The following is a 23,223-nucleotide window of genomic DNA, read 5'->3' as shown; positions in this document are numbered from 1 at the left end:
CCGCCAGGTGGACGATCCGGCGTCATCATTTCTCCGTATCCGCCGCCCGCGCCGCTGCTCCGGCCGCACCTGGTGCCCGCGACGGAGCAGGGGTCCGGCCTCCACCGTCCGGCACCGTTGCGTCGTCGGAGGCCTACAGCACGGAGGAGAACTGCAGGAGCCGCAGGCCGCTCCCGGCTACCGCCTCGACGGACCCGGCGCCCGCCGGCGGCTCCGGGCGGGCGAAGCTCACCGACCCCGGACCGCCCACCTGCGACCGGGACGGCGCCACTACGCCGATCGGCGGCCGCAGCTCACCGCCGGGGAGCGCACCGCCCGCCGCCGCATCGGGCTGCAGCACGGTGAGGTCGGCACCGGGGCTCCCCGCCGGAGCGTCGGTCGCGCCGCGGCCCGCCAGCGGCGGCAGGTCCAGCGACATCTCGTAGAAGCGGCCGTCGTTCTCGTGCGGGAAGAAGTCGTTGTCGAGCCCGCGGTCGACGATGTAGAGGTGCAGCTCCCCCGAGCCGTCGCTGGCGGGGGCGAGGGCGATCCCCCCTGCCTTCAGGGGATTGGCGGCGGAGATGTCCACTGTGTTGAGCAGCTCCCCCCGCAGGTCGAGCTCGTACACGGTCTCGGTGGAGCCGTCGAGCACGAGCAGCGTGTTCCGCCCCGGGTGGTACTCGACCCCCTCGGGGTCCCGGGCGCCGTACCGGCCGACGTCGTGGACGACGACCGTGTCGTCACCGGCCGGAGGGACCCCGTCGAAGAGATCGTCGACGCCCGCGGTGAAGTCGTACAGCCTCGCCCCGCTCCCCTCGACCACGAAGAGGCGGCTGCCGCCCATCAGGTCCGTGAGGACGGTGGCGTCCTCCGGATCGCCGGAGCCGACCGCGGCCGTGGCGAAGGAGGCCACCTCGTCGTCCCGCGCGCCGTACCGGCCGTCCGGACCCGCGGTGAACCGGAGGACCCGGTCCGCGTCGTCGTCGGTCACGACGACGTCGCCCGTGGCGGGCCAGTAGTCGATGCCGGTCGGCTCTTTGGTCCAGGGCAGGCTCGTCCCGCCGGGGAAGCCGGCCGGCTGCTTCCCGTCGAGGCTGGAGAGGAACAGGTTGGTGCCCGCGTACAGCGGCGTCTCCTCCACCTCACCGTCGCTGATGAGCAACTGGTTCGTGGCCGGGAGGTAGGTGATCCCGGACGGATCGGGGCTGGGGCGGTCCCACGTGGACGTGGGCCGGTCGGCGATCAGCGTGGCCGTCACCGTCGCCGGCACCACGGGTGGTGCCGTCAGACTGGGCACCGCGGCGAGGAACATGCCGCCGGCGGTGGCCAGGCGCAGGGATCGGGACGGCCGCAGGCGGAACGTCCGTGCCACCGGGTTCACGGATGCCTGCTGCGGAGCTCGCCGAGCCGCACGCCAGCCTGACCCCGCCATCGCATCCGCACGTCGACACCTTCGGTTCGCCGGCCTACCGAGACCTCTCACCGGTAATAAGGCGGATTCCCGTGGCGATGTCGACCAGCGGGTGCAGTAGGCGGCGCCATGCGTGTGACGGAGGAACCCGGCAGCTTCGTCCGGGGCCGACGGGAACGCTTCCCACCCTCGCGTCTCCCGCGCACACTGCGCTGAGCCCGATCTCCGCCGGCCGGCAGGAGCACGCCCGTGGACGTCGTTCCCGAGACCCAGCGGCCGACGGCGCTGCACGTGTGCACGCGCTACCAGCGCGGCGGTTCCGAGCGCCGGCTGCGGGACAGCATTCGCGCCCTGCCGGAGCTGCGGCACCACGTGCTGCTCGGCGCCGAGTCCGACCTGCAGCTCGCCCGGCAGCAGACCGGCGCGGAGCGGGTGTGGGCCCTGCCCACGCTGGTGCGCCCGGTCGACCCGGTCCGCGACCTGCGGGCACTGGTCTCCCTGTGGCGGCTGCTGCACCGGCGCGACTACGCGGTCGTCGTCTCGCACCAGTCGAAGGCGGGCGTGCTCGCCCGGATCGCCGCGGCGGCGGGCGGCGGTCCGCCCGCCGTCCACTCGCTGTCCATGGCCAGCTTCGGGCCGGGCTACGGCCGGGTGGAGAACCGGGTGTTCCCGCACGTGGAGCGGGCGCTCGGCGCTCGGACGTCGGCGTTCTGCGTCGTGGGGGCGGACCTCGCGCAGCGCTTCGCCGCGGTCGGCGTCCCCCCGGAGCGGCTGCACGTGGTGCGCTCCGGCGTCCCGCTCCCCGGGCGGCTGCGGCCGCGCGCCGAGGCGCGGCGGCTCCTCGACCGGCGTCACGGCACCGTGCCCGGCCGGCCGCTGCTCTGCTACGTCGGCAGTCTCGAGCCGCGGAAGAACCCGCTGCTGCTGGCCGCGCTGCTCCGCCGGCTGCACGACCGCGCAGCCGACCCGCCCGATCTCCTGGTGGTGGGCGACGGCCCGCAGCGGGACCGGCTGACCGGGGAGCTGGCCACCCTGGGGCTCCGCGACCACGCCGTCCTTGCCGGCCACCTCGCCGACCCCGGGCACGTGCACGACGCGCTGCGCGGCGCGGACCTGGTGGTGCTGCTGAGCGAGGCGGAGGGCCTGCCGCAGGTGCTGGTGCAGGCGGCGGCCGCCGGCACCCCCTTCGTCGCGTTCGACGTGGAGGGGGTCCGCGAGATCCTGGCGCTGGGCGCCCGCGGCTCGGCGGTGCCGCTCGGCCGGCTCGACGAGGTGGCCGGGGCCGCCCGCTCCTGGCTGGCCGCCGGCCCCGCCGAGCGGGAGCCGCGCGCCGACCTGTCCAGCTGGGCGCCGGAGGCGATCACCGCCGCCTGGCGGGCCGCGCTGGCTCCCGTGCTGGCGGGAACGGGGGCCGAACGGCTCAGCGCGCGGGGCTGACCAGCGCGGTCAGCGCCCGGCCCGGGGTGCGCCGGTCACGGGGGACGCTCGCCATCGCCAGAGCGGCGATGACGGCCGCGTAGCTCGCCGCCCCGACCGCCGCCGACACCAGCACGTGCTGCCCGGCGGTCAGCAGGATGGCCGCGCCCATCGGGACGCCGGCCAGCAGCGGCCACCCGTTGGCCCGCAGGAGCTCCGACCGGCCGGCCGCCCGGCGCAGCAGCACGGCGTAGGCGACGAGCAGGCCCACCTCGCAGACCACCGTGGCCACGGCCGCGCCCAGGTAGGACCACCGCGGGATGAGCCAGCAGTTCAGGGCCACGTTGGCCACCGCGGCGACGGTCACGGCGACCGTGCGCGCCGTCTGCCGGTCGGTCGCCGCCAGGGAGAGGCTGAGCGTGTGGCCCACCATCCGCACCGGGATGATCAGGACGAGCAGCTGGTAGGTCAGGACGGCCGGGGCGAAGCCGGGTCCGTAGAGGAAGTCGATCGTGCGCGGGGCCAGCAGCAGCGACGCGACGGTGACCGGCACGCCGATCAGGGCGACGAGCCGCAGCGAGACGTCGCGCATCCAGCGGAACTCCTCCGGGCGCGCCGGCCAGGCCCGTCCCATGCGCGGGAACAGCGCCCGGTTGATGCTGCGCGGCACCACGTTGAAGTACAGGACCAGGTTCGTCGCGGCCTGGTAGAGCCCGACCGCCGCCGGCCCCTTCCACAGGCCCAGCAGAACCGTGTCGAAGCGGGCGTAGGTCAGGGTGAGGGTGTCGCCGAGCGCGAAGGGGGTGCACTGGCGCACCGTCGGCCACAGGGGACGGCCGGCGCGGGGAACGGGTAGCCCGCCGAGGTGGTGGCCCACGAGCAGCCACCCCCCGCACGCGCCCAGGGCGCGCGAGGCCGTGAAGGCCATGAGCGCCTCCAGGGGCCCGCCGCCCAGGCCCAGGACGACCGCGGTGGCGACGACGTACGCCGTCTCCTGCACGGCGGTGACCAGGGTCTCCAGCTCCAGCCGCTCCCACGCCCAGAACGCGGCGAACTGGACCCGGGCCACCCCGTCGAGGACCATCCCCAGCGACGCGACGCCCAACGCCAGCACCATGTCCCGGGAGGCGCCCACCGCCAGGGCACCCAGCGGCAGCAGGACGGTGAACAGGGTGCCGAGCAGGAGGGCCAGCAGGGTGCCGGTCTCCACCCAGCGCCGTCCCTCCTCCGGGCGGCGGGCCACCTCGCGGGCCAGCAGCGTCGGGACGCCGTAGTAGAAGGGCAGCAGCCCGGTCAGCGTCAGCGCGAACTGGACGATGCCGAGGGCCGACGGCCCGCCGCTGCGCGCCAGCAGCACGATGACCCCGACACCGGCGGCGGCGCGGAAGGCGAACGTCGCCAGCTGCGCCGTCGAGTTGGACACCGCTCTCCGCGGCGCGGGCGGGCGGTGGCCGTCCGCCGCCGCGGACAGCGCGGTGCTCATGTCCCGGGACGACGGATACCGGTCATCGGGCGGACCGCGCCGCGGTGCGCGACGTCGCCTCGACCGGCCGGGCGAGCAGGTGGACGGCGGCGACCAGGCCCAGGAGCGTCCAGAACCACCGGTAGTGCAGCACCTCGTGCGTCACGGCCGTGATCGCGAACGCCGCGCACGCTCCGCCCAGCGCGGCGGGCACGGGGATCGCCGCCGCCAGGCCCGGGGGCAGCCGGCGTCTGGTGATGCCGACGACGCGGGCGCCGACCGCACCCATGAGGGCCACCAGGGCGAGCACCCCCAGGGGGCCGCGCTCGACGAGCGTCGCCAGGTAGTCGTTGTGCGCCTCCTTGGCCTGCCCGGCGAACGTGCTGTCCAGCGTGTGCTTCGTGGCGGCCGGGCCGATGCCGAGCAGTTCGCCGCGCCCGAAGACCTCGAGTTGCTGGGCGAAGGTCTGGGTCCGCGTGTCGGCGGCCTCCGGGCTGCGTCCCACCGTGTACCGGAGCAGCGGGTTGTGGCTCTGCTCCGCTGCCGCGAGCAGCGGCGGGGCCGCGACGGCCCCGGCACCGAGCGCGACCACCAGGGCCGCGCCGACCGCGGTCGCCTTGACCATCCCGGTACGCGACCTCAGGTGGAGGAACACCGCGACCGCAGCGCCGCCGACGAGGGACAGCAGGGCGGCGTTCGACGCGGTGTAGAACATCGCGAGGAAGAGCACGGCGACACATCCGTAGCGCAGCCAGCGCCGCCGCGGGCAGCCGGACGCCACCACCACGAACATGCCGATCATGAAGAAGTTGCCGGCCATGTTCGGGTGGTCGAAGAACAGCCGGGCCCGCGTTCCCCCGGCCTCGGCGTTGGTGATCGCTGCCACACCCGCCACGACCCCGAAGACCAGCACGGCGGCCCAGGCGGTCACGCTCAGCGCCCACGTCCGGATGACCACGCCCAGCGCGTGTGGTGTCCGGCACACGGTGGCGAGCGCCGCGCACCAGCAGAACAGGAAGATCTCCTGGACCACGGCGACGCCGCTGCGCAGCGGCAGCACGCTGAGCATCGCCGCCAGCAGTCCGACGGTCACGAAGGCCGCCGTGGGCACGAAGTAGGGGACGCGCAGCCGGGCTCCCCGGCTCAGGGCCCACAACAGGGCGACGGTCACGGCGAGGGCCATGAAGACGTCGATCGGCCCGGCGTTGCCCGGCCCCTTGGGGTTCACGATGGGGACCAGGGCGATGCAGAGGCCGAGGACGGCGAGGACCGGCCTCCCTGGCTCGTCCGGGCCGGCCTGCCACGGGGTCGGCTCCGCCGGCCCGACCGGCGGCCTCCGCGGCGCTGCATCCAGCGGGCTACGGGGTGCGCCGCCGAGCTCGTCTCGCATGCCGCTGCCTACGACGCCGGGGCGACGGTGGGCCGGCGATCGGCGTCCGTCTCGACCGTCGCCCCGGTCTCCGCCACCGGCCGCTTCGGGGCGGTGGTGCCGCTGGTCGGCCGGCGCCGGCCCTTCTCCCGGTACGTGATGACGCCGATGACCGGCTGCCGGGTCAGCTCCGTGTGCCGCTCCACGTGCTCGAACACCGCGGTGCCCTTCACCACGGCGGGCACCACCGCCACGATGCCCGCGCCGGGCCCAACCGCCTCACGCTGCCGCACCTGGTCGCGCGTCGCCTCGGCGTCGAGGGCGAGCGGGGTGACCCGCAGCCCGCCCTCCTCGTCGTCGAGATCCCGCGCCAGCCCGGAGACGTCCACCCACGGTCCCACCGGAACGAGCTGGACCGACCGCACGCCGGCGTCGTCGGCCGCGAGCTTCAGGTAGTTCGCCAGCCACGGATCGGACACCCCGGTGTCCCCGCGGGGGCGCCGCGGCAAGCGGCCCAACAGCGGGGCGCCGAGGTGCCGTGCGATCGCCGCTGCGTTCAACGTGGGGCGGAGCGACTCCTTCGTCGCGGCCAGTGCCACCCCCAGGACCAGGCCGAGGATGCCCCCGACGGCCAGCCGGCTGGGCGCCTCCGACGGCACGAGGATCCCGGCGGTGGCCGAGGCGTCGACGACCTGCGGACGGACAGCCCCCGCGAGCGCCTGCACGAGCTGCTGGCGCTGCCCCTGGAGGTTGGCCCGCTCCCCCACAGCCTGCGCATGCCGGAGCGCCAGTGCATCGACTCTCCCGAATCGGGCCACCGTCGAGTCCGCCGCTGCCTCGACCTCCGCGATCCGCTGCGAGAGCGTCGCGATCTCCGCATCGGTGTCGGCGAGCGCCTGCCGGGTCGAGGCGTAGAAGCCGTCGTCCCGCATGCGCACCACCTCGGCCGCGATGGCGTTCACGATCGCTGCGGACGCCCGTGCGTCGGTGTCGGTGACCGAGAGCTCCAGCACCCCGGACGTCCCCACCGGCTCGACCTGCACCTGCTCGACGAAGATCACCGGATCCCGGCGCGCCCCTGCCTGCTCCAGCGCCCGGCCGAGGACGCCCTCGCTGGTCGCCAACGCCAGCGCCGTGTCGGCGAGAGCGGTCGCCTCGTTGGAGTCCCGGGCGTCACCGGCGCCGATGACGATGCGCGCCGTCGCCTCGTAGGTGTCCTCCTGCAGCCTGAGCAGCGCCACCGGGATGCTCAGTCCGATCACGGTCATCACGACGATGAGCACCCAGTGCCGCCTCAGGATGCGCTGTGCCGCCTCGTTCAGATCCATTCTCGCCGTCCCATCCGTCCGCGCCCTGCCGCTGCAACAGGCAGTGCTCTGGCATGTCGCTGTCCGTGCTCGGGGGTCACCGGCCGACCGCCCCGAGCACCTGTCCGACGGTCCGCAGCAGGATCTTGATGTCGCCCCACATGGACCAGTTCTCGATGTAGAAGTTGTCGAAGCGCGCCCGGTCGGCGATGGAGGTGTTGCCGCGCAGCCCGTGGACCTGGGCCCAGCCGGTCAGCCCCACCGGCACCCGATGGCGGGCCATGTACCAGGGGAACTGCCGGGTGAACTCGCCGACGAAGTAGGGCCGCTCCGGTCGCGGCCCGACCAAGCTCATGTCACCGCGAAGGACGTTCCACAGCTGCGGGAGCTCGTCGAGGGAGGTGCGGCGCAGGAACCTGCCGACCGGCCGGAGACGACCGTCCTCGCCGATGTTCCACCGGGTGGCGGACTCCGCCTCCACCGCCGGCCGCAAGGTGCAGAACTTCAGCAGCGTGAACGGCCGGCCGTCCAGGCCGATGCGGGTCTGGCGGAACAGCGCCGACCCGGTCTCCCACCAGCTGAGCAGCGCACAGACGGCCAGGATCGGCGCGAACACCCCCAGGGCCAGGGCCGCGAGCACGGCATCGGCCGCGCGTTTGGCCGTCCAGGACCCGGTCCGGAACGGCGCCCGGTGCAGTCGCACCAGCGGCACGCCCCAGAGGACCTCCGTGTCCCGGGTGACCGCGTGCAGCTCGTAGAGCCGCGGGACGAGGAAGATCTCGCAGGACAGACGGTCGCAGGCCCGCAGCATGTCCACCGCCGACGGCTCGCGGATCCGGCCGTAGGTCACGATCACGACGTCGATGGCGTTCTCCACCAGGATCCGGCAGAGGTCGGAATACCTGCCCAGCACGGGTACCGGGCGCTCGTCCAGGCACAGCAGCGGATCGTCGTCGAGCAGACCCTCCGGGCGCAGGCCGTACTCGGGGTGGGACAGCAGGTTGCCCGCGAGGGCCCCTGCGACGGTGCCGGCGCCGAGGATCAGTGCCCGCTGCTGCATCCGGTGGTGCCGGCGCACCGTCCGGATCGCGCCGTACGCCACGGCGCGACCGCCCAGGCACAGGACGGCGAACACCGCGGCCGTCTTCAGGCGGGCGATGCCGGCCACGCCGTCCTCCAGCCCGCCCAGCACCATGGCCGCAGCGCCGGCGGCCAGGGCCCGCCCCACGATCGAGGGGGCGTCGTCCAGCACCGAGAGCGACAGGCGGCACCGGTAGAGGTCGGCGTTGTGGAACAGCAGGAGGATCAGCGCCAGCACCGCGACCGTCTTGGGGTTCACCGCCCCGGTGAGCAGCGTCGCCGTCGCGAACGCCGTGACGTCGAGGAGCAGCAGCGTCGCGGGGAGCAGGGAACTCCGGGCGGGGGTCCGCCTCCGGGGCGCCGGCAGCACCGGCCATGACGTGGGCGCCTGCGCCGTTCTCGTCCCGGGCTCGAGAGGAGTGCGCACCTGCGGGAGTTCCGCGTCCAGCGACGTCCCGGTCGTCGCGACGTCGGTGGTCAGGGCCGGCCGCAGTTCCCGGACCGCACGACGGTGACGGAGCGGCACCTCCGCTCCGTCACCGTCGTGCCGTCGTCCGGCACACGTCACAGTCGGCCCCCCGTCCGGAACAGGCTCTCGGAGGTGGCGCCGGTGGTCGCGCGCTCGGCCTCCACCATCGACGCCAGGCCCTCGCGCAGGCTCACCCGCGGCGCATAACCGAAGCCTCGGCACGCCACCTGCGTGTCGGCGGCGGTGTCGCGGACGTCCCCGCGCGCAGCGGGGAGCCGGCGGACCTCCAGCGGACCGGCCAGCTCCGCGACGAGGTGCAGGACCTCGTTCATCGAGGTCCGGCTGCCTCCGCCGATGTTCGCGACGCCCGTGAAGCCCGACCGCGCCACGTCGCGCAGCGCCCGCACGACGTCTGCCACGAAGGTGAAGTCACGGGTCTGCGTCCCGCTCCCGTACAGCTCGAAGACGCCTCCGCGGACAGCGGCCGCGACCAGCCTGGAGAAGGCCATGTCGGGACGCTGCCGTGGGCCGTAGACCGTGAAGAGCCGCAGGGACGCGGTGGGAACCCCGAAAGCCACGCGGTACAGCTCGCAGAGGTGCTCACCGGCCAGCTTCGTCACGCCATAGGGCGAGACCGGCTGCGGCCGCAGCGTCTCCGCCGTCGGGTAGGACTCGGCGTCCCCGTAGACGCTCGAGCTCGACGCGTAGACGACCTTGACGAGGCCGGCCTGCCGCGCCGCCTCGAGGACGGCCTGGGTGGCGAGGACGTTGCGGGAGAGGTACGTCGCGAAGTCCCGCCCCCAGGAGGGGCGTACCCCGGGCTGCCCGGCGAGGTGGAAGACCACGTCGGCCCCGGTGAACAGGTCGACCAGCGGGGCCTGCAGCAGGTCGTCGCGGCACCACCGGAACGTGTCGTGCTCCAGGGCGCCGCGCAGGTTCTGCTCCTTGCGGCGGGGGTCGTAGTAGTCGGTGAGGCAGTCGATGCCCACCACCTCGTCACCCCAGGACAGGAGGCTCTCGCACAGGTGCGAGCCCACGAACCCGGCGACTCCGGTGACGACGCATCTCATCGCTACCCCCAGGCACTCGCCGTCTTCGACGGAGTGCCCGACGCTAGGTCGGGGGTGCGGGCCCCGGATCCGCCACGGGGACGAGACGCAGTACGCAGTGTGCCGGAGGGGATACCCGACCGAAGCGGACCAGGGGCAGCAGGTCGCGGAGACGGGCAGCGCTCGCGCGGCGTCGATCAGACCCGCGGGGTGGAGACAGGCCCGTCTCCGGGAGCGGTTCAGGCGACGCCGGCCTTGCGCGCGAGGGTCACGGCCGCGAGCGACGAGTGCACTCCCAGCTTGTTGAGGATGCTCTGGGTGTGCGTGCGCACGGTGTTCGCCGAGATGGACAGCTGCTCGGCGATCTCGTCCCGGGTGGCCCCACCGGCCATGGTCCGCAGCACCTGCTGCTCCCTGGCGGTCAGGGCCGCCAGCGGCAGTTCGGCCACGCGCTGCTCCTCCCGCTCCTCCAGCAGCCTCTGCAGCAACCGGGTCAGGAGCATCGGCGGGATCCAGGTCTCGCCCCTGCAGACGGCGTACAGGACGTCGAGCAGGACGCAGATGCCGACGTCCTTGGACACCCACGCCCGGAACCCCTGCCGGACCGCGTGCACGAGGGCAGCGGTGTCGTCGCCGCCGGTGACGCCGACCAGCTTCAGATCGGGGCGGATCTCCAGCAGGCGGCGGCCCACCCCGACGAAGCCGTCGCCGTCCACGGTGAGCACCGCGACGTCCACCGAGTGCGCCCGGACCACATTCAGCGCCTCCTCGGGCTCGCAGACCGTCCCGACGACGTCGAGGCCGCATTCGGCATCCAGGCGCATGGCGAGCGCGTCGAGGAAGGACCGGTGCCCGTCGCCCAGCACCACCCGGATCTCGCGCATGAGGAGATGGTCTGGTGGGACGGCGGGGTGGTCGACCCGCAGGTGACGCAGGAGGGCGTACGTCGGCTGCAGTAGCGCACCCTCACAGCTCACGATCGACGCCCAGTGAGGCGACGAGGGCGACCGCCTGCAGGCGGTTGTGCACGCCGAGCTTGAGCAGGACGTTCTGCACGTGCGTCCGCGCGGTGCTGTGCGCCACCCCCAGCGATCGGGCGATCTCGGTGGTGTCCTCCCCCTCGACCAGGCGGTGGAGCACCTGCCGTTCCCGCTCGGTGAGGTGGCCGACGAGCCGGCGCACCCGGCTCTGCTCCGCCGAGACCGGCGGCGTGCGGGTGAGCGCGGGCGTGGTCACCGCCCGTCCGGCTGCGACGCGGTCCAGCGCATCGAAGATCGCGCGCATCGGCTGGTCCTTGCGCAGGAAGGCCGCCGCGCCCGCGTCGGCGACGGCAGCCAGGTCCTGGTCCTCGGCCGAGGCGGAGAGGACGACGACCGGGCAGCCGGCGTTCCGGGTGCGCAGCTCCACGAGCGCATCGAGCCCGCTGCCCTCGGGGAACCGCAGGTCGATGACCACCAGATCGGGGCGGTGCTCGACGACCGCCTGGAGCGCCCGCTCCGGCGTGGTCACCACCACCACCTCGTGGCCGCGCGTGGCCAGGGCGGCCGCGAGCGGTTCCACGAACAGCCGGTGGTCGTCACACAGCACGAGGCGCACGAGATCTCCGTTCCGAAAGGCACTGCACGGTCAGCCCGTCCGCGCGGCTCCCCCCAGTCCGGGCCCGTCGGTGTACCCGGCGCCGGCGCGGAGGGGCAGGCTCATCGCGACGCACGCTCCCCCCATCCCCGACCCGGCGCCGAGCGACAGGTGCCCCCGGATGCCCTGCAGTGCTCGCCGGGTGGTCGGCAGCCCGATCCCGGTACCGCTCGGCCCTCGGCCGAACCCGGGCCCGTCGTCCTCGACGAGGACCCAGGCCGACCGCGCGCCGCGGTGCACCGTGATCTGGACGCGGCCGGCCGGTCCGGCAGCGCGGACCGCGTTGTCGACGATGTTCACCAGGCAGCGTCGGATCGTCGATCGGTCACCGGTGCTCCACAGCCCGCCGACGCAGCCCCGCCGGGTGAGCGTGCCGGACCAGGTGAGCGCGTAGGCGTCCAGCACGGAGTCGAGCACCTCGTCGACGTCGACCGGGGAATCCGCGTTCTCCGGCCGCTCGAGCACGCTCGCTGCCGCGCCGGAGACCTCCATGACCTGGGCGATGATCTGGTCGAGGTAGCTGCGCACCTCCGGTGTCGTCCCGTCCAGTCCCCGCGCCGCCTCGGCGAGCGCGAGCACCGCAGCCACCGGCTGGCGGATCTCGTGCAACGCCGTCCGCACGAGCTCCTCGACCTGCTCGCACACCCTGTCGTCGGCGTATCCGCGGTTGCCCATCGACGCTTCAGCCATACCGCGCACCCCCTGCTCGATGCGTACCCCGCCCCGCGCTGCGCTGCAGGCCGGACTAGTCTCCGGCGGGCTTCGTGCGGAAGGTAGGCCACGGGTGCGTACCAGAACAGGTGACGCGTTCCCGTCCCGTTTCCGATCCGTTCACGCGGCGTTCGTTCTCACCGCCGGCACGCGATCACGCACGCAGGGTTCCGGCACGGTCCGTTCTCGCCGGCCCGTCGCGCTCCGGTGGATCAGACCCCCAGGTCAGCGGACCGGCACCCCGACCGGCTACAGCCGGCAGGTCAGGTGGATCTCGTCGCGGTCATCGCCCTCGGCCACGCGGATCGCCCCCCGCATGCGACCGAACTCCCGATAGCCCAGCCCCTCGTAGAACTTCTCGATCCCGGTACCGCCGCGCACGGTGAGGTGCAGGAACTCCAACCCCCGGTCCCGGGCGATCGCGTGCACCCCCGTCATCAGCACCCGCCCGAGCCCGTGGCCCTGCAGCGCGGGGTGCACCTGGACCCGCAGCACGGTGGCCCAGTGCCGCCGCAGCGGGCCCGTCGACAGCGACAGCACCGCGAAGCCGGCCACCGCGCCGTCCACCCGCAGCACCCCGAGGACCGCCCGGCCGTCGGCCGCCCGCTCGACCAGCTGGTCGAGCAGGGGCGTGACGTCGTCGGCCGTCACCGGCGGGACGAGGCCCACCGCCCCCCCGGCGTTGGTGACGTCGACCCAGCAGCGGAGCAACTGCGCGCGGAGCTCCTCGTCGACGGTTGTGGACGGGCAGACCTCGGTGCGCATGGCAACGATTCTCCCGGTCCGCTCCTCACACCCCGGACGCGGGCACGGTGGCCCGCGCGGCGCTGGGCGAGGCCGCCCGGCCGCAGCGGCCGCCCCACCCCGGTCAGCCGCTCGGGCCGAAGCGCTCGATCCGGATCTCCGGGGCGGGAACGCCCATGTCCACCAGCAGCTGGCTGGCCGCCTCGGCGAAGGCCGCCGACCCGCACACGTAGGCGGTCTGCCCCGGGTCCCGCAGCGGGGCGAGGTCGGCCGCGGTGAGCCGCCCGGCCGGCCGGGTGCCCGTCGCCTCGCGGGTGGTCACCAGGAGGGCGCCGGCGGCGGCGAGCTCCTCGGCGTAGGGCAGCGCGGCCAGCGTGCGGGCGGAGACCGCGATCCGCAGCAGGGACAGGCCGCCGCGCTCCCGGGCCGTGCGCAGCATCGCGACGAACGGGACGACGCCGAAGCCCCCGCCGACCAGCAGCGCCGGCGTCTCCCCCTCCCACACGAACCAGCCGCCGATCGGGCCGCGCACCTCCAGCTGGTCGCCGGGCTCGACGACGTCGGCCAGGTACGTGGAGACCTCGCCGTCGTCGAGCCGCTCGACGAACAGCTCGACCAGCGGGTCCCCCGGCGAGGAGGCCACCGAGTAGGACCGCTGGGCGGTGTAACCGTCCTCGGCGGTGAGCCGGACGACGTAGTGCTGGCCCGGCAGGTGGTCGACCCGGTCGGGGACGTCGAGGCGCAGCTGGACCGCGCGCTGGATCGGCCGGCGCACCCCGGCCACCGTCGCCGTCCGCCAGCCGCCGCTGGGCGCCGCCGTACCGCGGAGCAGGTCAGTCACCCTGGTACCGCTGCTGACGCCAGGGGTCCCCGCGGTCGTGGTAGCCGTTCTGCTCCCAGAACCCGGGCTGGTCGCGGGTGGTCAGCGTGAGCCGGCTGATCCACTTGGCGCTCTTCCAGAAGTACAGGTGCGGCACGAGCAGGCGCACCGGCCCGCCGTGCTCCACCGGCAGCGGCGCACCGTCGTACTCCCACACGATCCAGGCCTTGCCGCCGGTCACGTCCGCCAGAGGCAGGTTGGTGGTGTAGCCGGTCCGCGACGTGGCCAGCACGAAGTGCGCGTCGGCGGTGGGCCGGGCCGCCTCGAGCAGCGTGTCGAGGCTGACCCCGGCGAACCGGGTGTCGAACTTCGACCACGTGGTGACGCAGTGGATCGCCCCGCGGTACTCCGAGCGGGGCAGCCGGTGCGCCTCCTCCCAGCTCCACGTCGTGGGCGCCTCGACCTGGCCGTCGACGGTGATGCTCCAGGTCTCGGGGGCGATCCGCGGGGTCGGCTCGGCGGTGAGCACCGGCCAGTCGCGGCCGACGTCGTACTGCCCGGGCGGGAGGCGGGGATCGCGGTTGCGCTGGCGGCCGAGGAAGCCGCGGGTGGGTCCAGCCATGTCGTCGTCCTCCCCCTTCCGGGGTGGGGGCAACCCCGCCGCGGAGTGTTGCGCGGCGCACCCTAGCGGGAATACGGGGTAAGGATGCCCTTACGAGACATGGGTCACCGCGCGTTAACTTGGCCGCAAAGCGGGCAACGACCTAGCTTGGACTCTCGTGGCAACGGTGACGCAGGCGGGCCAGGGCAGGACCCCCAAGGCCGCGAAGACCACCTCGGTCTTCAAGAAGGCGGTAATGGCGGTCAGCGGCATCATCATGCTGCTGTACTTGGTCGCCCACATGATCGGCAACCTCAAGGTCTTCACGGGCCGCGAGAACTTCAACCACTACTCGGAGTGGATCCGCACCATCGGGGAGCCGGCGGTCCCGGCGCAGACGGTGCTGACGATCATCCGGATCGTCCTCCTCGTCGCCGTGGTCGCGCACTTCTGGGCGGCGGTGTCGCTGTGGCGTCAGGCCCGGCGCGCCCGCCCCGAGCGCTACGTGGTGAAGAAGGCGGTCGCGCAGACCTACGCGGCGCGCACCATGCGGTGGGGCGGCGTGATCGTCCTGCTGTTCATCATCTACCACCTGCTCGACCTCACGGTCGGCGCGATCAACCCTGACGGGGACGGCACGCCCTACGACCGGCTGGTGGCCAGCTTCTCGAACCCGTTCATCACCGCGTTCTACGTGCTCGCCCTGCTCCTTCTCGGCATGCACCTGCGGCACGGAATCTGGAGCGCCACCCAGACGCTGGGTCTCAGCAACCGGCGGCGCGAGCGGACGGCGAACGCCGCAGCCATCGCCTTCTCCACGCTGCTGATCGCCGGCTTCCTCCTCGTGCCTTTCTCCGTCCTCTTCGGGCTCGTCGACTAAGGAGTCCTCCCGCGATGCCTCTCGACCTCTTCAACGTCGGCGACCCGATCGCTGACACCAAGGCACCCATGGACGTGCCGATCGCGGAAAGGTGGAGCAGCCGCCGCTTCCGGGCTCGTCTGGTCAACCCGGCCAACCGCCGCAAGATGACCGTCATCGTCGTCGGCACCGGCCTGGCCGGCGGCTCGGCGGCCGCCACGCTCGGCGAGGCCGGTTACAAGGTCAAGTCCTTCTGGTACCAGGACAGCCCCCGCCGGGCGCACAGCGTCGCCGCGCAGGGCGGCATCAACGCCGCCAAGAACTACCGCAACGACGGCGACAGCGTGCACCGGCTGTTCTACGACACGGTCAAGGGCGGCGACTTCCGCTCCCGCGAGAACAACGTGCACCGGCTGGCCGAGGTCAGCACCAACATCATCGACCAGTGCGTCGCCCAGGGCGTGCCCTTCGCCCGCGAGTACGGCGGCCTGCTGGACAACCGCTCCTTCGGTGGCGCGCAGGTGTCACGCACCTTCTACGCCCGCGGCCAGACGGGTCAGCAGCTGCTCTACGGCGCCTACCAGGCCCTCGAGCGGCAGATCGCGGCGGGCAACGTCGAGCAGCACGCCCGCACCGAGATGCTCGACCTGATCGTCGTCGACGGCCGGGCCCGCGGCATCGTCGCCCGCGACCTGGTCACCGGCGAGATCAGCACGCACTTCGCCGACGCGGTCGTCCTGGCCACGGGCGGGTACGGCAACGTCTTCTACCTGTCCACCAACGCCAAGGGCTCCAACACCACGGCGATCTGGCGGGCGCACAAGCGGGGCGCGTACTTCGCCAACCCCTGCTACACGCAGATCCACCCGACCTGCATCCCGGTCAGCGGCGACTACCAGTCGAAGCTGACCCTGATGAGCGAGTCGCTGCGCAACGACGGCCGCGTGTGGGTGCCCAAGGAGCGCGGCGACACCCGCGACCCGCGGGAGATCCCCGAGGACGAGCGCGACTACTACCTCGAGCGGATCTACCCCTCGTTCGGCAACCTGGTGCCCCGCGACATCGCCTCCCGGCAGGCCAAGAACGTCTGCGACGAGGGTCGTGGCGTGGGCCCCAACGGGCTGGGCGTGTACCTGGACTTCGCCGACGCGATCCAGCGGCTGGGCCTCTCGGCCGTCGAGGCCAAGTACGGCAACCTCTTCGACATGTACAACCGCATCACCGGGGAGAACGCCTACGAGACGCCGATGCGGATCTACCCGGCCGTGCATTACACGATGGGTGGCCTGTGGGTCGACTACGACCTGCAGTCGACGATCCCCGGCATGTTCGTGATCGGTGAGGCCAACTTCTCCGACCACGGCGCCAACCGCCTGGGCGCGAGCGCGCTCATGCAGGGCCTGGCCGACGGCTACTTCGTCCTGCCGAACACGATCAACGACTACCTGGCCGACGGCCCGTTCGAGAAGGTCGACGAGAGCCACCCGGCCGCCGCCGAGGCGCTGCAGGGTGTGCAGGACCAGGTGCAGAAGCTGCTCAGCATCAACGGCACCCGCACCCCGGCGTCCTTCCACCGGGAGCTCGGCAAGCTGATGTGGGACCTCTGCGGCATGGAGCGGTCCGAGGAGAGCCTGCGCAAGGCGCTGGACCGGATCCCCGAGATCCGCCAGGAGTTCTGGAGCAACGTCAAGGTGTCCGGCGACTGGTCGTCGTTCAACCCGACGCTGGAGCACGCCGGCCGGGTCGCCGACTTCATCGAGCTCGCCGAGCTGATGTGCATCGACGCCCTGCACCGCGCCGAGAGCTGCGGTGGCCACTTCCGCGCGGAGAGCCAGACCCCCGAGGGCGAGGCGCTGCGCGACGACGAGAACTTCGCCTACGTCGCCGCGTGGGAGTGGACGCCGGAGAGCGCTCCCCCGGTCCTCCACCGCGAAGCCCTCGAGTACGAGTACGTCCACCTCGCCCAGCGGAGCTACAAGTGACAGCCACACGTGAGGGCGCAGCCCACACGACCGCCGGTACGCCGGCGCCGGAGCAGCGCGGCATGACCCTGACCCTCCGGGTCTGGCGGCAGAAGGACCCGTCGGTCAAGGGTGGGATCGTGACCTACGAGCTCGCCGACATCTCGCCGGACATGTCCTTCCTCGAGATGCTCGACGTGCTGAACGAGCAGCTGATCCTCGGCGGCGACGACCCGGTCGCCTTCGACCACGACTGCCGCGAGGGCATCTGCGGCATGTGCGGCGTCATGATCAACGGGCAGGCGCACGGTCCTGAGCAGACCACCACCTGCCAGCTGCACATGCGGTCGTTCAAGGACGGCGACACGATCACCATCGAGCCGTGGCGGGCCAGTGCCTTCCCGGTGATCAAGGACCTCGCCGTCGACCGGCGGGCGTTCGACCGGATCATCCAGGCCGGCGGCTACATCAGCGCCCCGACCGGCACCGCCCCCGAGGCGCACTCGGTGCCGGTGCCGAAGAAGGACGCCGACGCGGCCTTCGACGCGGCGACCTGCATCGGCTGCGGCGCCTGCGTGGCCGCCTGCCCGAACGCGTCCTCGATGCTGTTCACCGCCGCGAAGGTCACCCACCTCGGCCTGATGCCGCAGGGCCAGCCCGAGCGCGACGACCGGGTGGTGAACATGGTGGCCCAGCAGGACCGCGAGGGCTTCGGCGGCTGCACCAACATCGGTGAGTGCTCCGCCTCGTGCCCCAAGGGCATCTCGATGGAGACCATCTCCCGGCTCAACCACGACCTGCTCGGCGCCCTGCGCGCCGGTGTCCGGCCGAAGAGCTGAGCCCAGCACGACCGCCGGCGGGCGGGGACCCCACCCGGGGTCCCCGCCCGCTTCGCGTATTACCGGAGAAGAGTCAGACCTGGGCCGGTTCCCCGGCGTCGGAGCCCCGGGGCGCCGGCACGGGCGCATCCCGCCGGGCCGGTTCGTCCAGACCCCAGAGGCTGGCGTCCTGGCCGGCGATCTCCAGTTCCCTGGTGATCCGGAGGCCGCCGCCGACGCGCTCGAAGAACAGCGCCATGGCCAGTGCGGGGACACCGGCGAGGAGAACGATCGTCACCACACCCACCAGCTGCCACCACGGGGTGATCTCCGCGTGCTGGAACGCGTACTCCCCCTCCAGACCGAAGTAGCCACCGGTCTTCTCCCCCCAGGCGAAGAAGCCGGTCGCGATCGCGCCGACGATGCCGGGGCCGAGCGCGAGCGGGACCACCTTGCTCTCGTCGATCCGCAGGCGGCGCATCAGCTTGGCGGTGCCCAGCGCAACCAGGGGGCCGGCCGCTCCGAGGACCAGGCACTCCCACGGACGGCCGACGTCGAAGAGGGCCCCGCAGATGACCAGACCGCAGATCGGCCCGAGGAACGCGTACGTCGGGTTCTTCTGGCGGTGGGCGATGATGCCGCCGACGACCCCGCCGGCGAACACCCCGCACGCCCAGTTGAGCATCACCAGGCCGATGCCCGACGACGTCATGGAGATACCGAAGTAGCCCTGGCCGGGGATGATGTAACCGCTACCGATCGAGATGATCGGCTTGGCGAACAGCACCAGCAGCACGCCGATCGCGACGAGGCCGGGCGCGTGGGCGAACGGACGGGCACCGCTGGGGTCAGGGGTGAACGCCCCGAGCCTCGGGCGCAGCCGCCAGGCGAGGACCAGCGCGAAGGTGCCCGCGAAGATGTACAGCGGGAACACGCCGTCGTAGTCGTGCACCCCCCGGTTGGTCAGCGGGGACAGGCTGCCCCAGCAGAGGTAGCCGGCCAGCGGGGACAGGACGGCTCCGACGACGAAGGACATGACGTAGAGCGGGCCCGAGCGGATGCGCTCCACGACACCGGAGTGGATCAGCGCCATGGTGGCCATCGAGAACGTCGCGAAGAACGGCACGAAGACCTGCAGGACATCGGCCTCGGGGAGCACCGCAGGGTCGATCCGATTACCCGGCGTGTTCATGAACGCGCCGAACAGCCACCAGTCGCTGATCGCCTGGCGGAGCGGGTCCGGAACACCGAAGGCCTGGTTGAACTGCCACTGCCAGAAGGCGTAGCCGCCCAGCATCAGCCCGCCGCCCGCGATCATGGTGGCGATCAGCTTCTGCACCCACGTGTTCACCAGGTTCTGCCTGCGGACGAGCCCGGCGTCGACCAGACCCAGCCCCAGGACGACCATGATGATGGCCACGACGCCGACCACGTACACGAAGGCCAGCGTCATGAACTCGAACGTTGCCTGTTCCTCGAACATGTACTGATCCCTCCACTGACTCCCCGGGCCGTCCGGGGGTGGACCGGTGCGTCCCCGGGCGCCCCGGGGACGGACTGCGAGGTGCACTCCCCCGGCCGATGGGCATGCGTCACCCAGCTCCGGAGCAGTTCGGTGCTCGGTGGCGCCCGGGTGACGTGCGCGCCCGGGCGCCGGCTCGTGCGGAGCGCTAGCCCAGGGCCGCGACCTCGTCGCCGCCCCGGACGTCGTCCGCCGGTTCCCGGGCCGGCGGCGGCACCGTGACCATGTGGTGCCGCATCTCGCCCACATCCTCGATGCGGCTCTCCAGGACGTCCCCCGGCCGCAGGTAGCGGGCCGGGGTCCGCCCCATCCCGACGCCCGGCGGTGTGCCGGTGAGGATGACGTCACCGGGGAGCAGGGTGACCACCCGCGAGAGCCGCGCGATGAGCTCCGGGACGGGGAAGACCATGTCCGACGTCCGGCCGCTCTGCACCGTCTCGCCGCTCACCCGGCACTCGATCGCGAGGTCGTCGGGGTCGGCCACCTCGTCCAGGGTGACGACCGCGGGCCCCAGCGGGGTGAAGCCGGGGAACGACTTCGCCAGGCTGAACTGCGGCGCGGGCCCCCGCAGCTGGCTGGCCCGCTCCGACAGGTCCTGCGCCACCGTGAGTCCCGCCACGTAGGACCAGGCCCGGTCCTCGGGGACCGCGCTCGCGGTCCGGCCGATGACCGCGACGAGCTCGACCTCCCAGTCGACGTTGCCGGGCGGGAGAGCGATCGGTCCGGCCGGGCCGGTGAACGAGCTGACGAACTTGGTGAAGACCACCGGCTCGGTCGGCACGGCGAACCCGGACTCCCCGGCGTGGTCCACGTAGTTCAGGCCGATGGCGAAGACCTGCCGCGGTTGCGGGACCGGTGCGGACAGACAGGTGGGGTCCACGGATGGGGCTCCGTCCGCCGGCAGCCCGGCGGCCCAGTCGCGGAACTCGTCCCAGCGTTCGTAGAGCGCCTGCGGATCGGCCGCGAAGCGGCCGGCACTGGCCTCGGCCACGTCGACCAACCGGTCGGAGGCCGCGACGAAAGCGCGGCCGGCCACGTTGTAGAGGCGCACGTCAGCACCTCCCCGCGGCCCGGTGCGCCGCCGCACTCACGAGCGGACCGCCGCAACGGCCTCGATCTCGACGGCCGCTCCGGGGAGGGCGAGCGCACTGATCTGGACCAGCGTGCTCGCCGGTCGCGCCTCGCCGAAGAACTCCTGGCGGACCGGGTTGATCCGCGTGCGGTCGGCGATGTCGGTCAGGAAGACCGTCACCTTCAGGACGTCCCCGAACGTGGATCCGACCGCGCGGAGGGCGCGCTCCATGTTCAGCAGGCACTGCCGCGTCTGCGCCACGACGTCCCCCTCCCCGACCAGCTGCCCCTCCTCGTCGACGGCGATGCAGCCGGAGACGTAGGCCACGCCCTGGTGCACGACCACGTCGGTGTAGTGGCTGAGCGGTTCCGCGAGACCGGGCACGCGGACCTCGCGTCTGTCTGCGATGGACACCTGGTCCTCCTCAGGACGGTGGGTGGGTGACAGGCGCCCTCGGGCGCTCGTCAGGAAGTCGACGACCGGACGGTTGAAGTCGTCGGGCCGTTCCAGGTACGGGGCATGGCCGGCGGCCTCGATCAGCACCAGTTCCGTGCCCGGCGGGAGGACGGACAGGGCCGGCTGCGCCAGCGCCGTCGGGACCAGGACGTCGTCGCTGCCCCAGACGAGCAGGCACCGCACGTCCGGGGCCGAGGCGGCGAGCTCACCGCCGACCAGGTCGTCGTCGATCCGCTCGGCGAAGTAGGCCGCCAGCGCGGCCATCGACTCCGCCGCGCCGCCGGAGTTGTTGATCCGCCACTCCTCCTCGATCCACGACTCGGTCACCAGGCCGTCGTCGTGGACGAGGACGCGCAGCTTCCGCGCAATTCTGTCGCGACCGGTGTCCACGACGGCGTCGGCCAGGGCCTGCCGGGCATCGGCGCCCACCGGAACCAGCCCCATCGGGCCGACCAGGACGACGGCGGTGACGCGCTCGGGCTCGTCCACCGCCAGGCGGGCGGCGACGTGGCCGCCGAGCGAGGTGCCGACGACCGCCGTCGACACGACCCCCAGCTCGTCGAGGACCTCCCGGACGAACTGCGCGAAGCCGCGCACGGAGTAGTCGGGACCGATGCCCTTCTGCGCGAAGCCGTGCCCGGGGAAGTCCAGGGCGTAGACGTGGAACCCCGCATCGGTCAAGGCCGCCAGGTTCTCCCGCCAGCGGTCGGCGCGGGCGCCGACACCGTGGAGCAGGACCACGACGTCGTCCCCGTCGCCAGCCTCGATCACCCTCGTCGTGCCCGACGGCACCGTGAGGGGATAGGTCAGGACCGGCTGGGGGTACCGCGGGCCGGGCGCGCCCGGCCCGCGGCGTGTCCCGGAGGGGACGGGCTGGTTCACAGCCCGCTACGGGGGTCGATCAGGTCCGGAACGGTCCAGCCGTCGGTGTCGTACTCCGACATGCACTGGTCGACGAAGGACACGAACTCGTCCACCCGTCCGGCGGCCGTGGCGCCGAGATAGGCGTCGACCTGGACCTGCTCGTGGTTGCCGGCGTAGTTCCGCTCGTAGAGCTCGTGCCGGCTCCCGAAGTCGGTGCCGATCGCGTCCCAGGCGAGCTTGAGGACCTTGACGCGCTCCTCGGCGGAGAAGCCGTTCGAACCGCGGACGTACTTGTCGAGGTAGGGACGGAGCTCCTCCACGCCCCAGTCCTGGGCCGAGGAGTTCGTGTAGATCAGGGCGCTGGCGATGTCCTTCTGGAAGATGTCCCGGATACGGGGGTACACCTGGCCGCCCATGATGCGGTAGACGGTGCAGGCCTCGACGTTGGGGACGTAGGTGCCGTCCGACCACTTGGTGGCGCCCTGCACCATGGCGGTCACGAGGGACCAGAACAGGTGCCGGTAGGTGATCAGCTCACCGATCCGGGTCTGCACCCCCCTGAAGTCACGGGTGCCGGTCATCTCCAGGCTCTTGAGCAGCACACCGCAGAGGAAGTCGAGCTTCACCGCGTAGCGGATGCAGCCCTGCAGGAGCCCGCGCCAGATGAACCCGGAGCCCATGTAGAACTCCGACGCCTTGTCGGGGTCGTAGCAGAAGACGTTCTCCCACGGGACGAACACGTTGTCGAAGATGAAGACTGAGTCGTTCTCGTCCAGGCGGCTGGAGAGCGGGTTGTCGAACGGGCTCCCGGTCCGGCCGGCGGCGTACTCGTAGGACGGCCGGCTGATGAGCTTCACCCCCGGCGTCGCCATGGGGACGGCGAACATCGCCGAGAACTCCTTGGTCTTGATCGGAGTCGGCGAGTAGTTCCCGATGAAGTTGTACTGGCACAGGACGGAGCCGGTGGCCACAACCTTGGCGCCGGAGACGTGGAGACCGGCGTCGGTCTCCTTCTCGACGTGCATGTACACGTCCTTGACCTGCTCCATCGCCTTGTTCCGGTCGACGGGCGGGTTGACGATCGCGTGGTTGAAGTAGAGGACCTTCTCCTGGCCCTCCTTGTACCAGCGCCGCGCGTTGTCCTGGAACGGCGAGTAGTACTCCGTGTTCGACCCGAGGGTGGAGAGGAACCCGGCCTTGTAGTCGGGAGTCCGGCCCATGAAGCCGTAGGTCTGCCGCGCCCACTCGGCACAGGCGTCGGCGCCGGCCTGGAGGTCCTCGACCGTGTAGGGCGCCTTGAAGAAGGCGTGCGTCATCCCGCCGTTGCCGGTGTCGGTGGGGACGACCAGCTTCTGGTTGCGGGTCTCGTCGTGCAGGGCGTCGTAGAGCCGGGCGATCATGCGGGTGCTGTTGCGGAACGCCGGGTGGGTCGTGACGTCCTCGACCCGCTCGCCGCGGAACCAGACCTCGCGCCCGTCCCGCAGGCTCTCCAGGTACTCGTCCCCCGTCTGAGGTCGGGTGGCGACGGGCTCGTCGGTGCCCGTGGGCTCGGACAGCAGTTGCTCGGTCATGTCTGCTCCTCGGATGTGGCCGGTCATGGGATCGGGCTGTGCGGACG

General features: G+C 72.5%; 20 protein-coding genes. 4 read left to right on the top strand and 16 right to left on the bottom strand.

All coding sequences use genetic code 11. The annotated features are described in order from the left end of the window. Window positions 1-133: 133 nt before the first annotated feature. A complete protein-coding gene (locus tag BMZ50_RS24225) occupies window positions 134-1,360 on the bottom strand; it encodes an SdiA-regulated/phytase-like domain-containing protein (protein WP_177212794.1) in 1,227 nt (408 codons plus the stop codon). 279 nt (window positions 1,361-1,639) lie between these two features. Here BMZ50_RS24225 and BMZ50_RS14450 point away from each other — a divergent pair, with 279 nt between their 5' ends. After that, on the top strand, window positions 1,640-2,827 hold the full coding sequence (locus tag BMZ50_RS14450; RefSeq protein WP_091325805.1) for a glycosyltransferase: 1,188 nt from the start codon (window positions 1,640-1,642) through the stop codon (window positions 2,825-2,827). Here BMZ50_RS14450 and BMZ50_RS14445 read toward each other — a convergent pair. The 11 genes from BMZ50_RS14445 to BMZ50_RS14395 form a co-directional block, all read right to left on the bottom strand. After that, window positions 2,811-4,289 carry a flippase gene (locus tag BMZ50_RS14445; protein WP_091325804.1) on the bottom strand — a complete coding sequence of 493 codons (1,479 nt, stop codon included), beginning with the start codon at window positions 4,287-4,289 and terminating at the stop codon, window positions 2,811-2,813. The two genes, BMZ50_RS14450 and BMZ50_RS14445, sit on opposite strands and share 17 nt — an antisense overlap. A 22-nt stretch (window positions 4,290-4,311) precedes the next feature. Continuing rightward, complete coding sequence (locus tag BMZ50_RS14440; RefSeq protein ID WP_091325802.1) at window positions 4,312-5,658, bottom strand: O-antigen ligase family protein; 1,347 nt, start codon at window positions 5,656-5,658, stop codon at window positions 4,312-4,314. A gap of 8 nt (window positions 5,659-5,666) precedes the next feature. Beyond that, window positions 5,667-6,965: a GumC domain-containing protein gene (locus BMZ50_RS14435; protein WP_091325800.1), complete on the bottom strand. Its 1,299-nt coding sequence runs from the start codon at window positions 6,963-6,965 to the stop codon at window positions 5,667-5,669. Between the two features lie 76 nt (window positions 6,966-7,041). Further along, window positions 7,042-8,550 carry a sugar transferase gene (locus tag BMZ50_RS14430; protein ID WP_177212793.1) on the bottom strand — a complete coding sequence of 503 codons (1,509 nt, stop codon included), beginning with the start codon at window positions 8,548-8,550 and terminating at the stop codon, window positions 7,042-7,044. A 38-nt stretch (window positions 8,551-8,588) separates the two neighbouring features. Continuing rightward, window positions 8,589-9,563, bottom strand: a complete 975-nt coding sequence (locus BMZ50_RS14425) for an NAD-dependent epimerase/dehydratase family protein (protein WP_091325796.1) — start codon at window positions 9,561-9,563, stop codon at window positions 8,589-8,591. A 218-nt stretch (window positions 9,564-9,781) separates the two neighbouring features. Further along, the gene (locus tag BMZ50_RS14420) at window positions 9,782-10,426 is read right to left on the bottom strand and encodes a response regulator transcription factor (protein ID WP_091325794.1); all 645 of its coding nucleotides are present in this window, start codon (window positions 10,424-10,426) and stop codon (window positions 9,782-9,784) included. Window positions 10,427-10,508: 82 nt separating this feature from the next. Beyond that, the gene (locus BMZ50_RS14415) at window positions 10,509-11,138 is read right to left on the bottom strand and encodes a response regulator (RefSeq protein WP_091325792.1); all 630 of its coding nucleotides are present in this window, start codon (window positions 11,136-11,138) and stop codon (window positions 10,509-10,511) included. Window positions 11,139-11,168: 30 nt separating this feature from the next. Then, complete coding sequence (locus tag BMZ50_RS14410; protein ID WP_091325790.1) at window positions 11,169-11,867, bottom strand: sensor histidine kinase; 699 nt, start codon at window positions 11,865-11,867, stop codon at window positions 11,169-11,171. A gap of 270 nt (window positions 11,868-12,137) precedes the next feature. After that, window positions 12,138-12,653: a GNAT family N-acetyltransferase gene (locus BMZ50_RS14405; RefSeq protein WP_091325788.1), complete on the bottom strand. Its 516-nt coding sequence runs from the start codon at window positions 12,651-12,653 to the stop codon at window positions 12,138-12,140. Window positions 12,654-12,756: 103 nt separating this feature from the next. Continuing rightward, complete coding sequence (locus BMZ50_RS14400) at window positions 12,757-13,473, bottom strand: FAD-binding oxidoreductase (RefSeq protein ID WP_245753653.1); 717 nt, start codon at window positions 13,471-13,473, stop codon at window positions 12,757-12,759. Further along, complete coding sequence (locus BMZ50_RS14395; RefSeq protein WP_091325786.1) at window positions 13,466-14,074, bottom strand: sulfite oxidase-like oxidoreductase; 609 nt, start codon at window positions 14,072-14,074, stop codon at window positions 13,466-13,468. Before BMZ50_RS14395 ends, BMZ50_RS14400 begins: the two co-directional genes overlap by 8 nt. 157 nt (window positions 14,075-14,231) lie before the next feature. On the opposite strand from BMZ50_RS14395, the gene BMZ50_RS14390 reads away from it, so the two are divergent. The 3 genes from BMZ50_RS14390 to BMZ50_RS14380 all read left to right on the top strand — a co-directional run bounded on the left by BMZ50_RS14390 (window position 14,232) and on the right by BMZ50_RS14380 (window position 17,712). Next, window positions 14,232-14,933, top strand: a complete 702-nt coding sequence (locus BMZ50_RS14390; protein ID WP_245753652.1) for a succinate dehydrogenase cytochrome b subunit — start codon at window positions 14,232-14,234, stop codon at window positions 14,931-14,933. A 14-nt stretch (window positions 14,934-14,947) separates the two neighbouring features. Next, window positions 14,948-16,894 carry a fumarate reductase/succinate dehydrogenase flavoprotein subunit gene (locus BMZ50_RS14385; protein WP_091325781.1) on the top strand — a complete coding sequence of 649 codons (1,947 nt, stop codon included), beginning with the start codon at window positions 14,948-14,950 and terminating at the stop codon, window positions 16,892-16,894. 62 nt (window positions 16,895-16,956) lie between these two features. Beyond that, window positions 16,957-17,712 (top strand): succinate dehydrogenase/fumarate reductase iron-sulfur subunit, encoded by a 756-nt coding sequence (locus BMZ50_RS14380; protein ID WP_091325779.1) that lies wholly within the window; start codon window positions 16,957-16,959, stop codon window positions 17,710-17,712. 73 nt (window positions 17,713-17,785) lie between these two features. Here the strand turns inward: BMZ50_RS14380 and BMZ50_RS14375 are convergent, their stop codons facing one another. From BMZ50_RS14375 to BMZ50_RS14360, 4 genes are all read right to left on the bottom strand, one after another. Next, window positions 17,786-19,174, bottom strand: coding sequence for a hypothetical protein (locus BMZ50_RS14375; RefSeq protein WP_091325777.1), 1,389 nt, complete (start codon window positions 19,172-19,174; stop codon window positions 17,786-17,788). A 187-nt stretch (window positions 19,175-19,361) separates the two neighbouring features. Further along, a complete protein-coding gene (locus BMZ50_RS14370) occupies window positions 19,362-20,264 on the bottom strand; it encodes a fumarylacetoacetate hydrolase family protein (RefSeq protein ID WP_091325774.1) in 903 nt (300 codons plus the stop codon). A gap of 36 nt (window positions 20,265-20,300) precedes the next feature. After that, the gene (locus BMZ50_RS14365; RefSeq protein ID WP_177212792.1) at window positions 20,301-21,512 is read right to left on the bottom strand and encodes an alpha/beta fold hydrolase; all 1,212 of its coding nucleotides are present in this window, start codon (window positions 21,510-21,512) and stop codon (window positions 20,301-20,303) included. Between the two features lie 107 nt (window positions 21,513-21,619). Next, window positions 21,620-23,176, bottom strand: a complete 1,557-nt coding sequence (locus BMZ50_RS14360) for a 4-hydroxyphenylacetate 3-hydroxylase N-terminal domain-containing protein (protein WP_218146253.1) — start codon at window positions 23,174-23,176, stop codon at window positions 21,620-21,622. Between the last annotated feature and the right edge of the window lie 47 nt (window positions 23,177-23,223).

The organism is Geodermatophilus ruber, assembly GCF_900114385.1.
Taxonomy (GTDB): Bacteria; Actinomycetota; Actinomycetes; order Mycobacteriales; family Geodermatophilaceae; genus Geodermatophilus; species Geodermatophilus ruber.
This window is presented reverse-complemented; position numbering and strand designations above follow the sequence as displayed.

Bases quoted from the DNA above. Each gene is read 5' to 3' on its own strand.
- BMZ50_RS14435 (WP_091325800.1), bottom strand. From the start codon at position 6,965: ATGGATCTGAACGAGGCGGCACAGCGCATCCTGAGGCGGCACTGGGTG.
- BMZ50_RS14360 (WP_218146253.1), bottom strand. From the start codon at position 23,176: ATGACCGAGCAACTGCTGTCCGAGCCCACGGGCACCGACGAGCCCGTC.
- BMZ50_RS14410 (WP_091325790.1), bottom strand. From the start codon at position 11,867: ATGGCTGAAGCGTCGATGGGCAACCGCGGATACGCCGACGACAGGGTG.
- BMZ50_RS14425 (WP_091325796.1), bottom strand. From the start codon at position 9,563: ATGAGATGCGTCGTCACCGGAGTCGCCGGGTTCGTGGGCTCGCACCTG.
- BMZ50_RS14405 (WP_091325788.1), bottom strand. From the start codon at position 12,653: ATGCGCACCGAGGTCTGCCCGTCCACAACCGTCGACGAGGAGCTCCGC.
- BMZ50_RS14440 (WP_091325802.1), bottom strand. From the start codon at position 5,658: ATGCGAGACGAGCTCGGCGGCGCACCCCGTAGCCCGCTGGATGCAGCG.
- BMZ50_RS14380 (WP_091325779.1), top strand. From the start codon at position 16,957: ATGACCCTGACCCTCCGGGTCTGGCGGCAGAAGGACCCGTCGGTCAAG.
- BMZ50_RS14445 (WP_091325804.1), bottom strand. From the start codon at position 4,289: ATGAGCACCGCGCTGTCCGCGGCGGCGGACGGCCACCGCCCGCCCGCG.
- BMZ50_RS14375 (WP_091325777.1), bottom strand. From the start codon at position 19,174: ATGTTCGAGGAACAGGCAACGTTCGAGTTCATGACGCTGGCCTTCGTG.
- BMZ50_RS14385 (WP_091325781.1), top strand. From the start codon at position 14,948: ATGCCTCTCGACCTCTTCAACGTCGGCGACCCGATCGCTGACACCAAG.
- BMZ50_RS14395 (WP_091325786.1), bottom strand. From the start codon at position 14,074: ATGGCTGGACCCACCCGCGGCTTCCTCGGCCGCCAGCGCAACCGCGAT.
- BMZ50_RS14420 (WP_091325794.1), bottom strand. From the start codon at position 10,426: ATGCGCGAGATCCGGGTGGTGCTGGGCGACGGGCACCGGTCCTTCCTC.